The sequence below is a fragment of the Bradyrhizobium sp. in8p8 genome (genome assembly GCF_000426845.1).
Taxonomy (GTDB): domain Bacteria; phylum Pseudomonadota; class Alphaproteobacteria; order Rhizobiales; family Xanthobacteraceae; genus Bradyrhizobium; species Bradyrhizobium japonicum_C.
Genome location: NZ_AUGD01000018.1, coordinates 66,727 through 81,195 on the forward strand (window position 1 = coordinate 66,727; position 14,469 = coordinate 81,195).

General features: G+C 65.5%; 12 protein-coding genes. 4 read left to right on the plus strand and 8 right to left on the minus strand.

Annotation, left to right across the window (positions count from 1 at the left end; genetic code table 11):
• Nucleotides 1-82: 82 nt before the first annotated feature.
• A complete protein-coding gene (locus tag K408_RS0130850) occupies nt 83-1,813 on the minus strand; it encodes an adenylate/guanylate cyclase domain-containing protein (protein ID WP_024342233.1) in 1,731 nt (576 codons plus the stop codon).
• 286 nt (nt 1,814-2,099) lie between these two features.
• Between K408_RS0130850 and K408_RS39300 the strand changes: the two genes are divergently transcribed.
• Nucleotides 2,100-3,713: a glycosyltransferase family 39 protein gene (locus K408_RS39300; RefSeq protein WP_024342234.1), complete on the plus strand. Its 1,614-nt coding sequence runs from the start codon at nt 2,100-2,102 to the stop codon at nt 3,711-3,713.
• Nucleotides 3,714-3,723: 10 nt separating this feature from the next.
• Here K408_RS39300 and K408_RS0130860 read toward each other — a convergent pair whose 3' ends face one another.
• Complete coding sequence (locus K408_RS0130860) at nt 3,724-4,752, minus strand: YcjF family protein (RefSeq protein WP_024342235.1); 1,029 nt, start codon at nt 4,750-4,752, stop codon at nt 3,724-3,726.
• The gene (locus tag K408_RS0130865) at nt 4,749-6,218 is read right to left on the minus strand and encodes a YcjX family GTP-binding protein (protein WP_024342236.1); all 1,470 of its coding nucleotides are present in this window, start codon (nt 6,216-6,218) and stop codon (nt 4,749-4,751) included. Before K408_RS0130865 ends, K408_RS0130860 begins: the two co-directional genes overlap by 4 nt.
• Before the next feature lie 177 nt (nt 6,219-6,395).
• On the opposite strand from K408_RS0130865, the gene trhA reads away from it, so the two are divergent.
• Together trhA and K408_RS0130875 are read left to right on the plus strand one after the other, a co-directional pair.
• The gene (trhA, locus tag K408_RS0130870; protein WP_024342237.1) at nt 6,396-7,091 is read left to right on the plus strand and encodes a PAQR family membrane homeostasis protein TrhA; all 696 of its coding nucleotides are present in this window, start codon (nt 6,396-6,398) and stop codon (nt 7,089-7,091) included.
• Between the two features lie 58 nt (nt 7,092-7,149).
• Entirely contained in the window at nt 7,150-7,944 is a 795-nt protein-coding gene (locus K408_RS0130875; protein ID WP_024342238.1) for an SDR family oxidoreductase, read from the plus strand.
• A gap of 84 nt (nt 7,945-8,028) precedes the next feature.
• Here the strand turns inward: K408_RS0130875 and K408_RS39305 are convergent, their stop codons facing one another.
• A complete protein-coding gene (locus K408_RS39305; protein ID WP_029674498.1) occupies nt 8,029-8,484 on the minus strand; it encodes a MarR family winged helix-turn-helix transcriptional regulator in 456 nt (151 codons plus the stop codon).
• A gap of 75 nt (nt 8,485-8,559) precedes the next feature.
• Here K408_RS39305 and K408_RS0130885 point away from each other — a divergent pair, with 75 nt between their 5' ends.
• Nucleotides 8,560-9,336 (plus strand): SDR family NAD(P)-dependent oxidoreductase, encoded by a 777-nt coding sequence (locus tag K408_RS0130885; RefSeq protein WP_024342239.1) that lies wholly within the window; start codon nt 8,560-8,562, stop codon nt 9,334-9,336.
• 106 nt (nt 9,337-9,442) lie between these two features.
• On the opposite strand, the gene mdlC is transcribed toward K408_RS0130885, so the two are convergent.
• From mdlC to K408_RS0130905, 4 genes are all read right to left on the minus strand, one after another.
• Nucleotides 9,443-11,065, minus strand: a complete 1,623-nt coding sequence (gene mdlC / locus K408_RS0130890) for a benzoylformate decarboxylase (RefSeq protein ID WP_024342240.1) — start codon at nt 11,063-11,065, stop codon at nt 9,443-9,445.
• Nucleotides 11,066-11,203: 138 nt separating this feature from the next.
• Nucleotides 11,204-12,055 (minus strand): HTD2 family dehydratase, encoded by an 852-nt coding sequence (locus K408_RS0130895; protein WP_024342241.1) that lies wholly within the window; start codon nt 12,053-12,055, stop codon nt 11,204-11,206.
• Between the two features lie 15 nt (nt 12,056-12,070).
• The gene (locus tag K408_RS0130900; RefSeq protein WP_024342242.1) at nt 12,071-13,174 is read right to left on the minus strand and encodes a CaiB/BaiF CoA transferase family protein; all 1,104 of its coding nucleotides are present in this window, start codon (nt 13,172-13,174) and stop codon (nt 12,071-12,073) included.
• A 9-nt stretch (nt 13,175-13,183) separates the two neighbouring features.
• Entirely contained in the window at nt 13,184-14,353 is a 1,170-nt protein-coding gene (locus K408_RS0130905; protein ID WP_024342243.1) for an acyl-CoA dehydrogenase family protein, read from the minus strand.
• Nucleotides 14,354-14,469: the final 116 nt, after the last annotated feature.

Genomic DNA, 14,469 nt, shown 5'->3' on the forward strand with positions numbered 1-14,469 from the left:
TAGCAGATTGAGCCGAGCTGCGTCAGCGGGCGTGCGTTTCACCTCTCCCGCGAGCGGGAGAGGAGCGCGTCGCCCGGTTGCCTTAAGCAGCAACGCGCTCGCTTCGATCGACCAGCGCGGCCAACTGTCTCGCATTCGCCACCACGCGCACGGCAAGCGGCTCGTCGCGGCCGCGGATCGCGACCTCCTGCTGTGGCAGGGCGTCTTCGGCAAGGCCGGCGTTGTCGCGCACTTCTTCCGAGACAACGGCCTCACAAGCCAGCCCCTTGGTCATCTCCTGCAGGCGGGCGGCGACGTTGACGGCATCGCCGAGCGCCGTGAAGACGACGTGATCGCGATACCCGATGTCTCCGATGATGACCTCGCCGCCGTGAATGCCGATGCCGAAGCGGATCGGCTCTCGCAGATCGTGGCTCAGGAGGTCGTTGAGCTCGTCGATATGCACTCCAATGCCGGACGCCGCCTTCAGCGCCTGTCGGCAGGCCGTTTGCGGATCGGCCGAGAGCCCGAACAGCGCCAGCATGCCGTCGCCGACGAACTGGTTCGGCTGGCCGCCGTTTTCGATCACGGCCTGCGACACCGCGCCGAGGAAGCGGTTGACGATGAAGACGGTGTCGAACGGCAGTCGCTTTTCCGCAAGCTGGGTCGAGCCGCGCATGTCCACGAACAGGCTGACGAGATAGCGCTCCTGGCCGATACTGGCTGATGTCGAGGCCTCGTCGGTCGAATGAGTGTGAGGTGCGAAGAGCTGGAAGAAGGAGAGGTCGGACGTCGGCCGCAACTGGCAGGCCAGCCTGATCGAGGGATCTGCCGTGCCGACGCGGGTGAGCACGAAGGCTTCGCGCTGTGACGGTGTAGGCAGGGCGTCGTGATCGCCGATGACGCGGATGCGGCAGGTCGAGCAGCGGGCGCGTCCGCCGCAGACGCTGGCATGCGGCACGTTGTGGCGCAGGCTTGCTTCCAGCACGGAGAGACCCTTGGGAACGCGCACTGTCTTGCCGTTGCCGTAGGACAACGCGATCATGCCGCCACGCCGTTCGCGCCAGGCGCGCACGCCGCGCGCCACCAGCACGAGTCCCAGCAGTCCGAAATAGCCTGCGTTGAGACCACCGGCGATACGGTCGAGCGCGTTGTTTTCCGCGACGGTGCCGACCTGACGGCGGCCGAGATTTTGCGCGCGCCAGTCTCGATCGTCGCTCTCGATCTCGATGCTGCGGCCACCCTGATAGATGCCGAGCAGCGACAGCGTCGGGATCAGCACGGCAGTCGCAAGAAGATAGGGCGCTGCGCGTGGGAAGAACGGCTTGAGGCGGAGCCAGAAATAGATTCCGATGCAGCCGTGCACCCAAGCGATGAGAAGCAGGATGGTCATCTGCCAGAGCCGGCCGGGCGCGGCAACGAAGAACAGATAAAGCTCCTGCGGATAGAGCTTCTGATGATCGTACAGCGTGTAGCCGAGCCGCACCCCGATCACATGCCCCATGACCAAAGCGGGGATGCTCAACCCCAGGACCAGCTGGAGCGGCTCGATCGTTCGCCAGCGAAACTGTCGACGCTGGTACAGCGCATAGATGCCGAGCCCCATATGGCTGAGTGCGGCCGTGTAAAAGATGATCGAGACGGGGAGGAACTGCCAAAAGAGCGTATGATAGTAGACCCCGGCCTCCATGGCTTCGACGGAGATGTTGCCGAGCGCATGGTTGAGGAAGTGGCTGACCACGTATGCGAACAGGATGACACCGCAGACGAGCCGCACCTGCCGCGCGCCGGTGGCGCGGACGAGTTCGGACATGGGTGCAGCAGCGGTGGCCATGACGTGTTTGTATCAGTTCACGAACGAGAACGGCCAGCCTGGCGCTCAATTTCCGATGTGGACAGGCTGTGAGGTCATACCCCCCAGGAGCCAACAAGGAGGAGCCATCAATCCACCGGCCCGGGCCAGCGCGCCCCCGGGCGCTCCGATCCGGGACTCAGAGCCACATTGAGATGTTTGTGGCGGGCCGGTAACTCGGACTGACCGCCGATCCCTCCCTGTGTGGGTCCTGGAGAGAGCTTGCTTCACATTGACTCCCCTTCCCAAGTCGGGGAAAAGCGCGGCCGTGACGATCGCGCCCGACATCTCTGAGAAGCCCGACGGCGCCGAACGCCGGCTTATCCTTGTTGCGACGTTCGTCATCGCCGCGATGACCGTGCTGCGCATCGTCTACGCCTCCGCGATCGAGCTGCGCACCGACGAGGCTTATTACTGGACCTGGTCCAAGGAGACGGCGCTCAGCTTCCTCGATCATCCACCCGGCATCGCCTGGCTCATTCGCTTCGGCACAGCAATCTTCGGCGACACCACGCTCGGCGTCCGCTTCGGCGGCATCGTCGCGATGCTGGTGACGCAGCTTCTGCTCGCCGACATCGTCCGCCGCCTCACGCATGATGCGCGCGCGATCATGTTCGCGGTGCTGATGCCGGAAGCTGCGCTCTATTATGGCCTGCTGATGGCCAAGGTCGCGCCCGATGTCGCGATGATCCCTTTTGCGGTCGCGATGATGTGGTCGCTGGTGCGGCTGACGCAAGGCGGCGACGGCCGCTGGTGGCTCGCCGCCGGGCTGTTTGCGGGCCTGGCGATGTTGTCGAAATTCACCGCGATCATGTTTGCGCCAGCGGTGGCCGCCTTTCTGCTGGTGCCGGAGTGGCGCTGGCGTTGGCTGCGCAGCCCTTACCCTTATCTTGCCGTGCTGGTCGCGATAGCGGTGTTCTCGCCGGTGCTGATCTGGAACGCGCAGCATGACTGGGCCTCGTTCCGGTTCCAGGGCGTGCGCGCCACCGCCAATTACGGCATCTCGCCGCGCACCATCGGCGATTACATCGGCCTGCAATTCGGCCTCGTCGGTTTCGTCATGCTGCCGGTGGTGCTGACGGGATTGGTCATGACGGCATGGCGCGGCTATCGCAAGCGCGAGCCTGTCGCCATCCTGCTCTCGACCGCGGTGCTGGTGCCGTTTCTTTATTTCTTCTTCAAGTCGCTGACGCTTCGTGTTGGCGACACCTGGCCGATGTTCATGTGGCCGGTCGGCTTTGCCGCGGCGGCCGTGAACCTTGTGCTGATGAGGAAGGAGGGATGGTCGGCCCGGATGCTCCACTCGTCGCTGTTCTGGGTCAAGACCGCAATCGTCTCGGGCATCGCCTTCGTCGTCATCGTGTTCCTCTATTATGTCGCCGCGCCCTGGAATCTCCTCGGCAAGATCGATCCGATCGGAGCGGAGGCCGGCTACGAGCAGGTCGCTGCACGCGCGCAGGCCGCACTCGACGAAACGGGTGCCCGCTGGATCGCCACCACGGACTACCGCACCTACGCCATGATGCGCTGGCTGTTCCGCGGTCGCGTGCCGGTGATCGAGCTCAACGAGCGCGGCCGTTTCCAGGATTTCCGCGATCCCGGCATGGACAAGATCAGAGGCGAGGCGGGAATTTACGTAGGGCGCGAGCCGGATGATCGATCGTCGGTGTGGGAACATATCCCGGCGAAGCGCCAGCTGCTCGGCAGGGTCGAACGCCGCTGGCGCGGCCTCGTGATGGATACCTATGTGATCGAAAAGCTGACCGGCTGGACCCCGGAGCTGTCCCCGCCGAAGGACTCGCCGTTGTTCCGGTGGAAGGTATTGGCAGGCAATTCGGCGCGAGATCTGCGCGGCTCTTCGTCCCCCTCCAGGGGAGCGTAAGGAGGAGCCACTACTCCTCCCCGTCCTTCTTGCGCAGCAGATCCGTCGCCAGATCCGACAGCTTCGGCGCCGGCAATGCCGCAAACGGCAGCGGCCTCGTGACGTCGATCGCGGCGAGGCCCAGCCGGGCCGTCAGCAGTCCGTTGAGCACGCCTTCTCCCAGCCGTTGCGACAGCTTTGCCGCGATGCCGTGGCCGAGCATCTGCTGCACCAGGCTGTCGCTCGCGGCCATGCCGCCGGTGATGGCGAGATGGGCGATGACGTGGCGGAGCAGGCGGATCATGCCGAGCGCGCCGGGGCGGCCGCCATAGAGGTAGGCGAGCTGGCGGATCAGGCGCAGCGCGGCGACGAACACGAACAGCACGTCGATCGCGGCGCGCGGGCTTACCGCAGTGACGATCGACACTTTCTGCGCGGCCGACGACACCAGCCGCCGTGCCTCGGCATCCAGCGGCGACATCAACTCGCGCTCGGCAAGGCGGATCATGTCGGCGCCATCGATGATCTCGCCGGCGTGGCTCTCCAGCGTGGCGCGGGCGCGCGCGAGTTGCGGATTCTGATGCGCGATCTGGAGCAGGTCCTGCACGATGACTCGGCTCTCCTTGCGGTCGTCGCTGGCGAGCACGGCCGCTGCGCGCTGATGCAACTTCTCGATCGTCGCAAGCCGTGCCAGCCCAAATGCCTCGCGTCCGATCACGACGGCAAGTGCAAGCGCGGTGACGAAAGCGAAGGCGAGGCCGACGAAGCCGAGCGTTTCGCTGCGCGCAAACAAATCCTCGATCAGATGGACCACGCCCAGCCCCACGCCAAGCAGCGTCAGCCCGGCGAGACCGGACCAGAACAGGGTTCCCCAGGGAAAACGGCGTCGCGCGGTCAGCGCGGCCTCGATCGGCACCGGTAGCATCGCCGGATCATGCTCCGGCGTGATCTGGATCGTGCCGCGACCGAGCCGTCCCGTCTCGTCGGCTTCGGCGACGACGACGGCGGGATCGTCGAGCCGGAATGTCGCCGGCCGCCGCTGCTGGGATCGATCATTCATGCGAGCTTGTCTCCGATCAGGAACTGCAAGGCACGGTCGAGGCGGATGTGTGGCAGCGTCGGCTCGCTAGTGCCTTCGCGTGCGAGCTTGGGCGGGCGGAAGCGCAGGAAGCGGAAGTCGCTCTTGCCGGCGGCCTGCGTCGAGAGGCCGCGGAACGCGTCCGTGCCGTTGAACAGCGGCTCGGGATCGACGGGCAGATCGCCGGGAAACGTCGCAACCTCGGTGTTGCCGTCGAAGAACTCGCCGCCCGCGCTCTCGCCCGCAGCCGGCGTTCCCAGGATCGACGGCAGTCTGTCGCGGCCATGCGCCACCTGCGCCTCGCGGGTGGCGCGGACGGCAGCGAGCGCGACGACGTCGATCTCCGCCCCGGTATCTTCCGCGCGCGCAACGGCGCGAGAGACGGCGCGGCGTAGCACGGCCTCGAGCCGGTCATGGCTTGAGTGATGGAGGTGGTCCGCCTTGGTTGCCGCGAACAGGATGCGGTCGATGCGCGGTCGGAACAGGCTGGTGAGCAAGGTGCTGCGGCCGATGTTGAAGCAATCGAGAATGCCGGCGAGTGCAGCTTCGAGATCGTGCAGCGCCTCGGGCCCGGAATTGAAGGCGGCGAGGGCATCGGCCAGCACGATCTGGCGATCGAGGCGCGCGAAATGGTCGCGGAAGAACGGCCGCACCACGACGTCCTTGTAGGCCTCGAAGCGCCGCACCATCATGGCCCACAGCGATCCGTCCAGTGCCTGTCCGCCAGCGGGCAAATCGAGCGGCGCAAAGGTCAGCGCGGGTGAGCCTGCGAGATTGCCGGGCATCAGGAAACGGCCGGGCGGCAACAGGCTCATCGCAAATCGCTCGTCGCGGCAGGCGCGCAGATAATCGGTGAAGAGCTTTGCGGCGGTCAGCGTCGCGTGTTCATCCTCGCGCGCTTCAGGCTTGAGCGTCGCGAGATGGGCGTGCCACTCGGTCGCGAGATGCGCGCGCGGTGCCTCGCGCGACAGCGCAAGACTCTCCGCCGACCATTGTTCGTAGCTCTTCTGCAGCAACGGCAGGTCGAGCAGCCATTCGCCGGGATAATCGACGATGTCCAGCGTCAGCGTGCGGTCGGCGCCGTTCGGACGCTGGTAGTCGATGACGAGCCTGAGCTCGCTGATATCCACCGTCGAGCTCGGCCAGCGCCGCTCCTCGATCAGCGCGTGCAGATGGCTCTCATAGGCGAAGCGCGGCACGGCATCATCAGGCTGCGGCGCCAGATGCACCCGCGCGATCCGGCCCGAGGCATAGGCCTCGAACACCGGAAACCGGCCGCCCCGCGTGAGACCGTTGATCAGGGCGGTGATGAACACGGTCTTGCCGGCCCGCGACAGGCCGGTAACGCCTAACCGCACCGTCGGGTTGAAGAAGTGCTCGCCATAGTCGATCAAGGCCCTCGCCGACAGCCGCGCTTCTTCGACGATATCCTGGAAACTGAATGCCATATGAACGTTAACGGATCTGAAGCGGGAGGAACGTGCGGCTGTTCACAAAAGTGGCAATTGCATGAGGAAAATCAAGCTTCATACTTCCACCGCCTTTGTCGGCAAGTCAGCCGCTTGAACGACGCGCCGATCCCGAAACACCCATAGAAGAGTGCTGCCTCACGTTAACGGATTGCCATGACCGTCTTCCAGCTGAAACAATTCGCATCCAGCTCCGTCCACGCCGCCGCGGACGTGATCGGCTGGAACTACGATCGCGCCGAACTCATTGCCGACGGAGTCATCCATGCGATCGGTGTCCTCGCCGGCATCATCGCCGCGACCGTGCTGGTCGTGCTGGCGGCAGTCTATGCCGATGCAGCCGACGTCGTCGGCGTATCGATCTACGTTGCCGGCCTGCTCTCGATGCTGGTGTTTTCGGCGACCTATAATCTCTGGCCGGTCTCGCCCGCCAAGTGGCTGCTACGGCGCTTCGACCATTCCGCGATCTATCTGCTGATCGCTGCGACCTATACCCCCTTCATCCTGGAGGTGAAGGACAGCGGGTTCGCGCTGGTGCTGCTCGCGGGTGTCTGGTGTGTCGCCATCCTCGGCATCGTGCTGAAGCTGTTCTATCCCGGCCGGTTCGATCGCGTCTCGGTCGGCATCTACCTCGCGATGGGCTGGAGCGGTGTCATGATCTACGGCCCGGTCGTCAAGGCGCTGCCGTCGCTGGTGCTTGGCTTCATCCTGGCGGGCGGCCTGCTCTACAGTTTCGGCGTGATCTTCCACGCCTGGCGCCGGCTGCGTTTCCAGAATGCAATCTGGCACGGCTTTGTCTTGGCCGGCGCGGCATGCCATTATACCGCGGTGCTCGACCTCGTGTTGAGCTGAGCAAGCCGCGAGACGGAATAAGAGACGCGGTCCGAAGCCGCAAAGGGGGAGACGTCGCATGCAGGTGACCGGCAAGGTCGTGGTCGTCACGGGTGGCGCAAACGGGATCGGCAAGGCGCTGTGCGAGGCCTTTCACAATGCGGGCGCCGCCAAGGTCGTCGTCGCGGACTTGGACGCCGCCAATGCGAGAGCCGTCGCGGCCATGGTCGATGGCGCTGCCTTCAAATGCGACGTCTCGCAGGAGAATGATATCGTCCACGTCATCGAGGAGACGGAACGGCAGTTCGGCCCCATCGACCTGTTCTGCTCCAATGCCGGCATCGGCGGCGGCTTCGACCCGATGTCGGAGAATGCCGGCGGCGCCTCGGACGAGCCCTGGCAGCGCAGCTGGGCGATCCACGTCATGGCCCATGTCTACGCGGCGCGGCATCTCATCCCCCGCATGAGGGCGCGCGGCGGCGGCTATTTTCTCAACACCATCTCGGCCGCCGGTCTGCTGTCCCAGGTTGGCAGCCCCGCTTATTCCACCACCAAGCACGCCGCGGTCGGCTTTGCCGAAAATCTCGCAATCTCGCACAAGGCCCACAACATCAAGGTCTCGATCCTGTGTCCGCAGGGCGTCGACACCAACATGCTGCGCTCGATCCCCAAGGGACCGCAATCCGGCGACGGCGACCTGACGCCGGAACAGGTGGCGAAAGACGTGCTCGCCGGCCTCGAGCAGGAAACCTTCCTGATCCTGCCGCACCCGCAGGTGCTCGGCTACATGCGCAAGAAGACCGAGAATTATGACCGCTGGATCGGCGGCATGGCCAAGATCCAGGCCAAGATGCGGGAGGAGTTCGGGAAGTGACCGTTAGGTCATCCCGGGGCGATTGAAGCACATTTGCGCCAAACACTCGCTGTCGTCCCCGCGAAGGCGGAACGACAGCGGTGGTCAAGCAGCCGACTCGCTCTCCACCCGACTCGCCCGCAGTGCCCGCGCATAGAGCATCATGCCCTCGCGCACCGTGCGCTGCTCGGCCGGCGTCAGCGCCGCCAGCGCGCCGCGCACCTGCTGGCGGCCGAACGCATGCAGCGCCTCGAGCGTGCGGCGGCCCTTTGCCGTCAGCGACAACTTCTTGCTGCGGGCATCCGTCTCATCCGGCGTCTCCCGCAATTCGCCGCAGTCGATCAGCTTGCGTACCAGACGGCTGACGCTGGATTTCTCCAGCCGCAGGAAATCGCCGAGCTCGCCCGATGTCATCGGACCGCGGATGCCGATCTCCAGGATCGTGTGGACCGCCGAGGGCGGATAATCCGACGCCGCGACCGTCGCATCCATGAAGCCGAGCTCGCGCACCATCAGGCGCGAGGCGGCACGGATGTCGTCGATCAAGGAAAGCTCGGCCATCTTGACTCCCGGCATATAGTTGTATCATACAACTATAGGCGTGCAACGGCGCGCGCAAGCGTCTTGGAGTGAGTCATGAGCGAAGCTTTGCCGACCGGGATGCGGATGAGAGGCAAGGTCTGCCTGATCACTGGCGGCGGAAGCGGCATCGGCCGTGCCACCGCGCTGCGGATGGCATCCGAAGGCGCCGAGGCGATCCTGGTCGCCGGCCGGCGCGCGGCCGAGATCGAGGCCACCGCGACTTCGTGCCGTGAGCTCGGCACGGACGCGATCGCGCTTCAGACCGACATCACGCGCGAGGACGAGGTCGCGCGACTCGTCGGCACAGCCATCGAGCGCTGCGGTCGGCTCGACGTCGCCTTCAACAATGCCGGCTTCCAGGAGCGCCGCGCGCCGCTGGAAGAGCAGGGCACCGAGATTTACGATAACGTGTTCGACACCAATGTCCGCGCGCTGTTCCTGTGCCTGCGTCACCAGCTGCCCGCGATGCTGGCGCAGGGCCGCGGCAGCATCGTCGTCAACGCCTCCGTCAGCGGCATGCGCAATCCCAATCCCGGCTTCTCGCTCTACTCGGCCTCGAAGGCCGCCGCGATCTCGCTGACGCGCTCGGCCGCGCTGGAGAACGCCCCGCGCGGCATCCGCATCAACGCCATCGCGCCGGGCCGCGTCGTCACCGACATGATGCTGCGCGCCGGTGTCGGCGACATCGCGACCGTCAGCGCCGGCCTTCCGCTGCGGCGGATGGGGAGCCCGGAGGAAGTTGCGGAGGCCGTGGTGTGGCTGTCGTCGGATGCGTCGTCGTACGTCGTCGGGCACGTGCTGGCGGCGGACGGGGGATTCTTGGCGTCGTAGTTCGCCGTGGCGTCGTAGCCCGGATGGAGCGGAGCGCAATCCGGGCCGACCCGCTTGTGGCGCGATTCCCGGATTGCGCTTTCGCGCCGTCCGGACTACGCGCGCCTCAATGCTTCTGCCCGTACAGCACAGGCACCGCCGAATCCACGACGACCTCGACAAGGCTCGTGCCCTCATGCGCCAAGCTGCGCTTCAGGGCTTCGCCCAGTTCCGCCGCCTTGGTCACCCGCACCGCGTGGCACCCCACGCCCTCCGCGAGCCGCACGAAGTCGATTCCCGGTAATTCCAGCCCGGGCACGTTGCGCACCTGCATCACCTGGCTGAAGGAGCGCATCGCGCCGTAGCCGGAATTGTTGATGACGACGACGGTCAGCGGCAGCTTGCGCTGCGCCGCGGTCCACAGTGCCTGGATCGAATACATCGCCGAGCCGTCGCCGATCAGGCACACCGTGCGTTGCTTCGGCTTGCCGAGCGCCATGCCGACCGCGGCGGGCAGGGAGTAGCCGAGGCCGCCGCTTGCCATGGTGTAGAAACTGTCCTGGCCGGGCATCGGCATGAATTTTTGCATCGCCGGCCGGTGCGAGGGCACTTCCTCGACGAGTGAAGCGCCATCCGGCATCGCATGCGATAGCGAATGCAGCAGGAATTCCACCGGCAGCGGATCGGCGGCCTGTGGCGCCGCAGGCAGCGCGCGGCCCTTCGGCATGGCGCGCTTGCTCTCCGGCAAAAGGTCGAGCAGCATCGAAAGCGCCGGCTTCATCGTCGCGATGATGCTGGTGCCGACGGGCGTCACCGCCGCGGCGTCGGAATCGTCGGTGATCTGGAAGATGGCTGCGCCGCCATCGAAGATCGCGGCATGGCCCTCGACATGGAAGGTGAACACCGGCGCGCCGATGACGACGACGAGATCGTGCTCGCGCAGCGCATCGGACAGCTGCGCGGGGGACGCGTGCAGGAAGCCCGCAAACTGCGGATGCCGCTCGGGGAACGAGCAGCGCGCCGAGAACGGGCTGACCCAGACGCTCGCCTTGGCCTTCTCAGCCACGCGCACCATCAGATCGACCGCGCCCGCGCGGTCGACGCCGGGGCCGACGACGAGGGCAGGATGCTTGCTTGACGTCAGTGCCTTCACCAGCGCCTGCATCGCCTCCGGCTCGGGCCCGATCTCGCGGCTGACCTTGCGCACCTCGACCGGTGCGCAGGCATGCGCCCAGTCGTCGACCGGGATCGACACGAAGGTCGGCCCGCACGGCGGCTGCATCGCGGTGTAATAGGCCCGCGCGATCGCGGCCGGCACGTCCTCGGGCCGCGCCGGTTCGACGCTGTATTTGACATAGGGCCGCGGAAACTCCGAGGCGCGCTCGGCATAGAGGAACGCCTGCAAAGGCAGGATCGAGCGCGCCTGCTGGCCCGCGGTGATCACGAGCGGCGTCTGGTTGCGGTGCGCGGTGTAGATGTTGCCGAGCGCATTGCCGACGCCGGCCGCCGAATGCAGGTTCACGAAGCCGGCATTGCGCGTCGCCTGCGCGTATCCGTCGGCCATGCCGACCGCGCTGGCCTCCTGCAGCGCCAGCACATAGTCGATGTCATCAGGCCAGTCGCTCAGGAACGGCAGTTCGGTCGAACCGGGATTGCCGAACACCTTGTCGATGCGGAAGGAGCGCAGCAGGTCGAGCGTCGCCTGCTTGACGGTGACGGACTTGCTGCCGCTCTTGCCGTTCTTGGCCATGGTTTCCGTCCCTGTCGTTTATTGCCGCGCTACCAGCCCCGCCCGTCATTGCGAGCGAAGCGAAGCAATCCAGAATCTCTCCGCAGAGGCAGTCTGATTGCTTCGTCGCTTCGCTCCTCGCAATGACGAGGAGAGACATCACCACACCGCCGTGCCCTTCATCGTCGGCTGCCCCTCCGCGTTGGCCGTCCACAGCTCCATGCCCGCCTCGATCTCGTTGGCGTTGACGGAGAACTCCGTGCCCTCGAACAGCGGCTGGAGTCCGCGGTAGGTGAACTTCTTCGGCGCCTTGCCGCCGTGAAGTTTGGCCGCCATCTCGATGATCAGCGCCGCCTGCAGCGGCCCGTGGAAGATCAGTCCCGGATAGCCTTCGACCTTGGTGACGTAGTCGCGGTCGTAATGGATGCGGTGGCCGTTGAACGTCAGCGCCGAGTAGCGGAACAGCAACACGGGGTCCGACACATGGGTCTCGCGGTGCTGCGCCTTCGGCGCCGGAGGCGGGGCCTTTGCGGGAGCCGCCTGCGTACCCGTCATTTCGCGGTAAACGATGTCCTGCCGTTCGCGGATCGCGGTGCCACGCGGCGAGGAGATGCTGTGCTCGACCGAGACGAAGCACAACGTGCCGGTCGAGCCTGATTTGACCTGCACATCGGCGATTCGCGAGGTCCGGGTCGATTCATCGCCGACGCAGAGCGGCTGCAGGAATTCGATCTCGCCGCCAGCCCACATCCGGCGCGGCAGCGGCACCGGCGGCAGGAAGCCGCCGCGGGTCGGGTGGCCGTCAGGACCGAGCATCGACATCGGAAACACCGGTTGCGCCAGGCACCAATGCACCGTGAACGGCGCGGCGTCGCCCGCCTTGGGCTCGCCGACCTCCTGGAACAACGTCGCGCGGAGACCCTTCACGAGCTGCGCGGTGACGATATCGGTCGCCTCCGTGCTGCGGCCGATCCATTGCCTGAGATGATCGATGTCGAGCTTCTCGGTCATGATGCCTCGCTCTTGTTACTTCTTGGACTTTGGATTTTCGCCGATGGCGGGTACCGGGCCATAGCTGCGCGTCTCGCCGACGATGATCGGTGCGGGCGCGGGATAGCTGACGCGCCCGTTCGGCGTATCGACCTCGATGCGGCGCAGATGCGGATGCTTGGTGAGGTCTTCCATGGTGTTGACCTCGGCAAAGGCGATGTCGGCGTCCGACAGCCGCTTCAGCAGCTCGTCGCGCGTCATCCTGGCGAAAGCGTCCGCAACCGTCTTGTCGGTGAAATCGCGGTTGCGCACGCGCTCGACCATGTTGGCGACGCGCGGATCGGCAGGCAGATCCGGCTGGTCCAGCACCTTCGCGCAGAGCGTCTTCCACTCGCGCTCGCTCTGGATCGATATCAAGATGTCCTTGCCGTCCTTGGAGGTGAACACGCCGTAGGGCGCGATCGAGGGATGGCGCAGGCCCATGCGCTTGGGCGGATTGCCGGCTTCCGAGTTGAGCAGCGGCACGGTGCACCAGTCCGCCATTACGTCGAACATGGAGATGCGGATGTCGGCGCCCTTGCCGGTGCGCCCGCGTGCGATCAGCGCCTCCAGGATCGCCGCGTGCGCGGTGGCGCCGGTCGCCACATCGACGATCGACATGCCGACCCGCGAGGCGCCGTCGGGGTTGCCGGTGATCGAGGCGAGGCCGCTCTCGGCCTGGATCAGCAGGTCATAGGCCTTGCGGTGCGCGTAGGGGCCCTCATCGCCATAACCGGTGATGGTGCACGAGATCAGCTTTGGATAATCCTTCAGCAACCGTTCGCGGGAGAAGCCGAGCTTGTCCATCGAGCCGGGCTTGAGGTTCTGGATCAGCACGTCCGCGCTTGAGATCAGCTTCTCCAGCTCGGCACGGCCTTCCTTCGTGGTGAGATCGACCACGGCGGATTGTTTGCCGCGGTTGAGCCACACGAAGTAGCTGCTCTGGCCCTTGGCCGCCGCGTCATAGCCGCGGGCGAAATCGCCCTCGGGCCGCTCGATCTTGATCACCTCCGCGCCGGCATCGGCCAGGCGTGAGGAGCAGAACGGCGCCGCCACCGCCTGCTCGACCGCGATCACCCTGATCCCGTCAAGTGCTCCCATGGCGTGACCTCAGTACGAGCGCGGCATGCCGAGCACGTGCTCGGCGACGAAGGAGAGCACGAGGTTGGTCGAGATCGGCGCTACCTGGTAGAGCCGCGTCTCGCGGAATTTGCGCTCGACGTCGTATTCCTCGGCGAATCCAAAGCCGCCATGGGTCTGGATGCAGGCATTGGCCGCTTCCCAGGAGGCATCGGCAGCCAGCATCTTGGCCATGTTGGCCTCGGCGCCGCAGTCGAGCCCGGCCTCGTATTTGCGCGTGGCTTCCTTCACCATCAGCTCGGCCGCCCGCATCGAAGCATAGGCCTTGGCAATCGGGAACTGAATGCCCTGGTTCTGTCCAATCGGCCGGCCGAAAACGCTGCGCTCCTTGGCATAGTTCGTCGCCTTGGCGATGAACCATTTGGCGTCGCCGACGCATTCGGCGGCGATAAGGATGCGTTCGGCATTCATGCCGGAGAGGATGTAGCGAAAGCCCTTGCCTTCCTCGCCGATCAGATTCTCCGCCGGCACCTTCATGTCCGTAAAGAACACTTCCGTCGTGGCGTGGTTCATCATGGTGCGGATCGGGCGGATCTCGAGGCCATTGTTCTTGGCCTCACGCATGTCGACGATGAACACCGACAGGCCGTCCGTGCGCTTCTTGACCTGCTCCTTGGGCGTGGTCCGCGCGAGCAGGATCATGAGGTCGGAATGCTCGGCGCGGCTGGTCCAGATCTTTTGGCCGTTGACGATGTAGCTGTCGTTGCCGTCCTTGCGCGCGAATGTCTTCAGCGAGGACGTGTCGGTGCCGCTGGTCGGCTCGGTCACGCCGAAGGCCTGCAGCCGCAGTTCGCCGCTCGCGATCTTCGGCAAGTATTTTGCCTTCTGCTCGGCATTGCCGTGCCGCAGCACCGTGCCCATCGTGTACATCTGGGCGTGGCAGCCGCCGCCGTTGCAGCCCGCGCGCTGGATCTCTTCCAGGATCGCCGCAGCTGCGGAAAGCTTCAGGCCCGCGCCGCCAAATTCCTCGGGGATCAACACCGAGAGATAGCCGGCTTCAGTCAACGCATCCACGAACGCCTTCGGATAGGCCATCTCGCGATCGAGCTTGCGCCAATATTCGCCGGGGAACTGCGCGCACAGCTTTGCGACGGCGTCGCGGATGTCGGCGTAGTCTTCGGTGTGGTGTTCTTGACTCATGGCGTTTCCAATCGATAGCGGCAGTTAAGATAGCGCCGGCCAATCCCCCGCCGTTGTGAAAACAACGCCAGCCCCCTATGCTCATTTGCTATAGCGTATGGAGTAGCCTTCCAGGA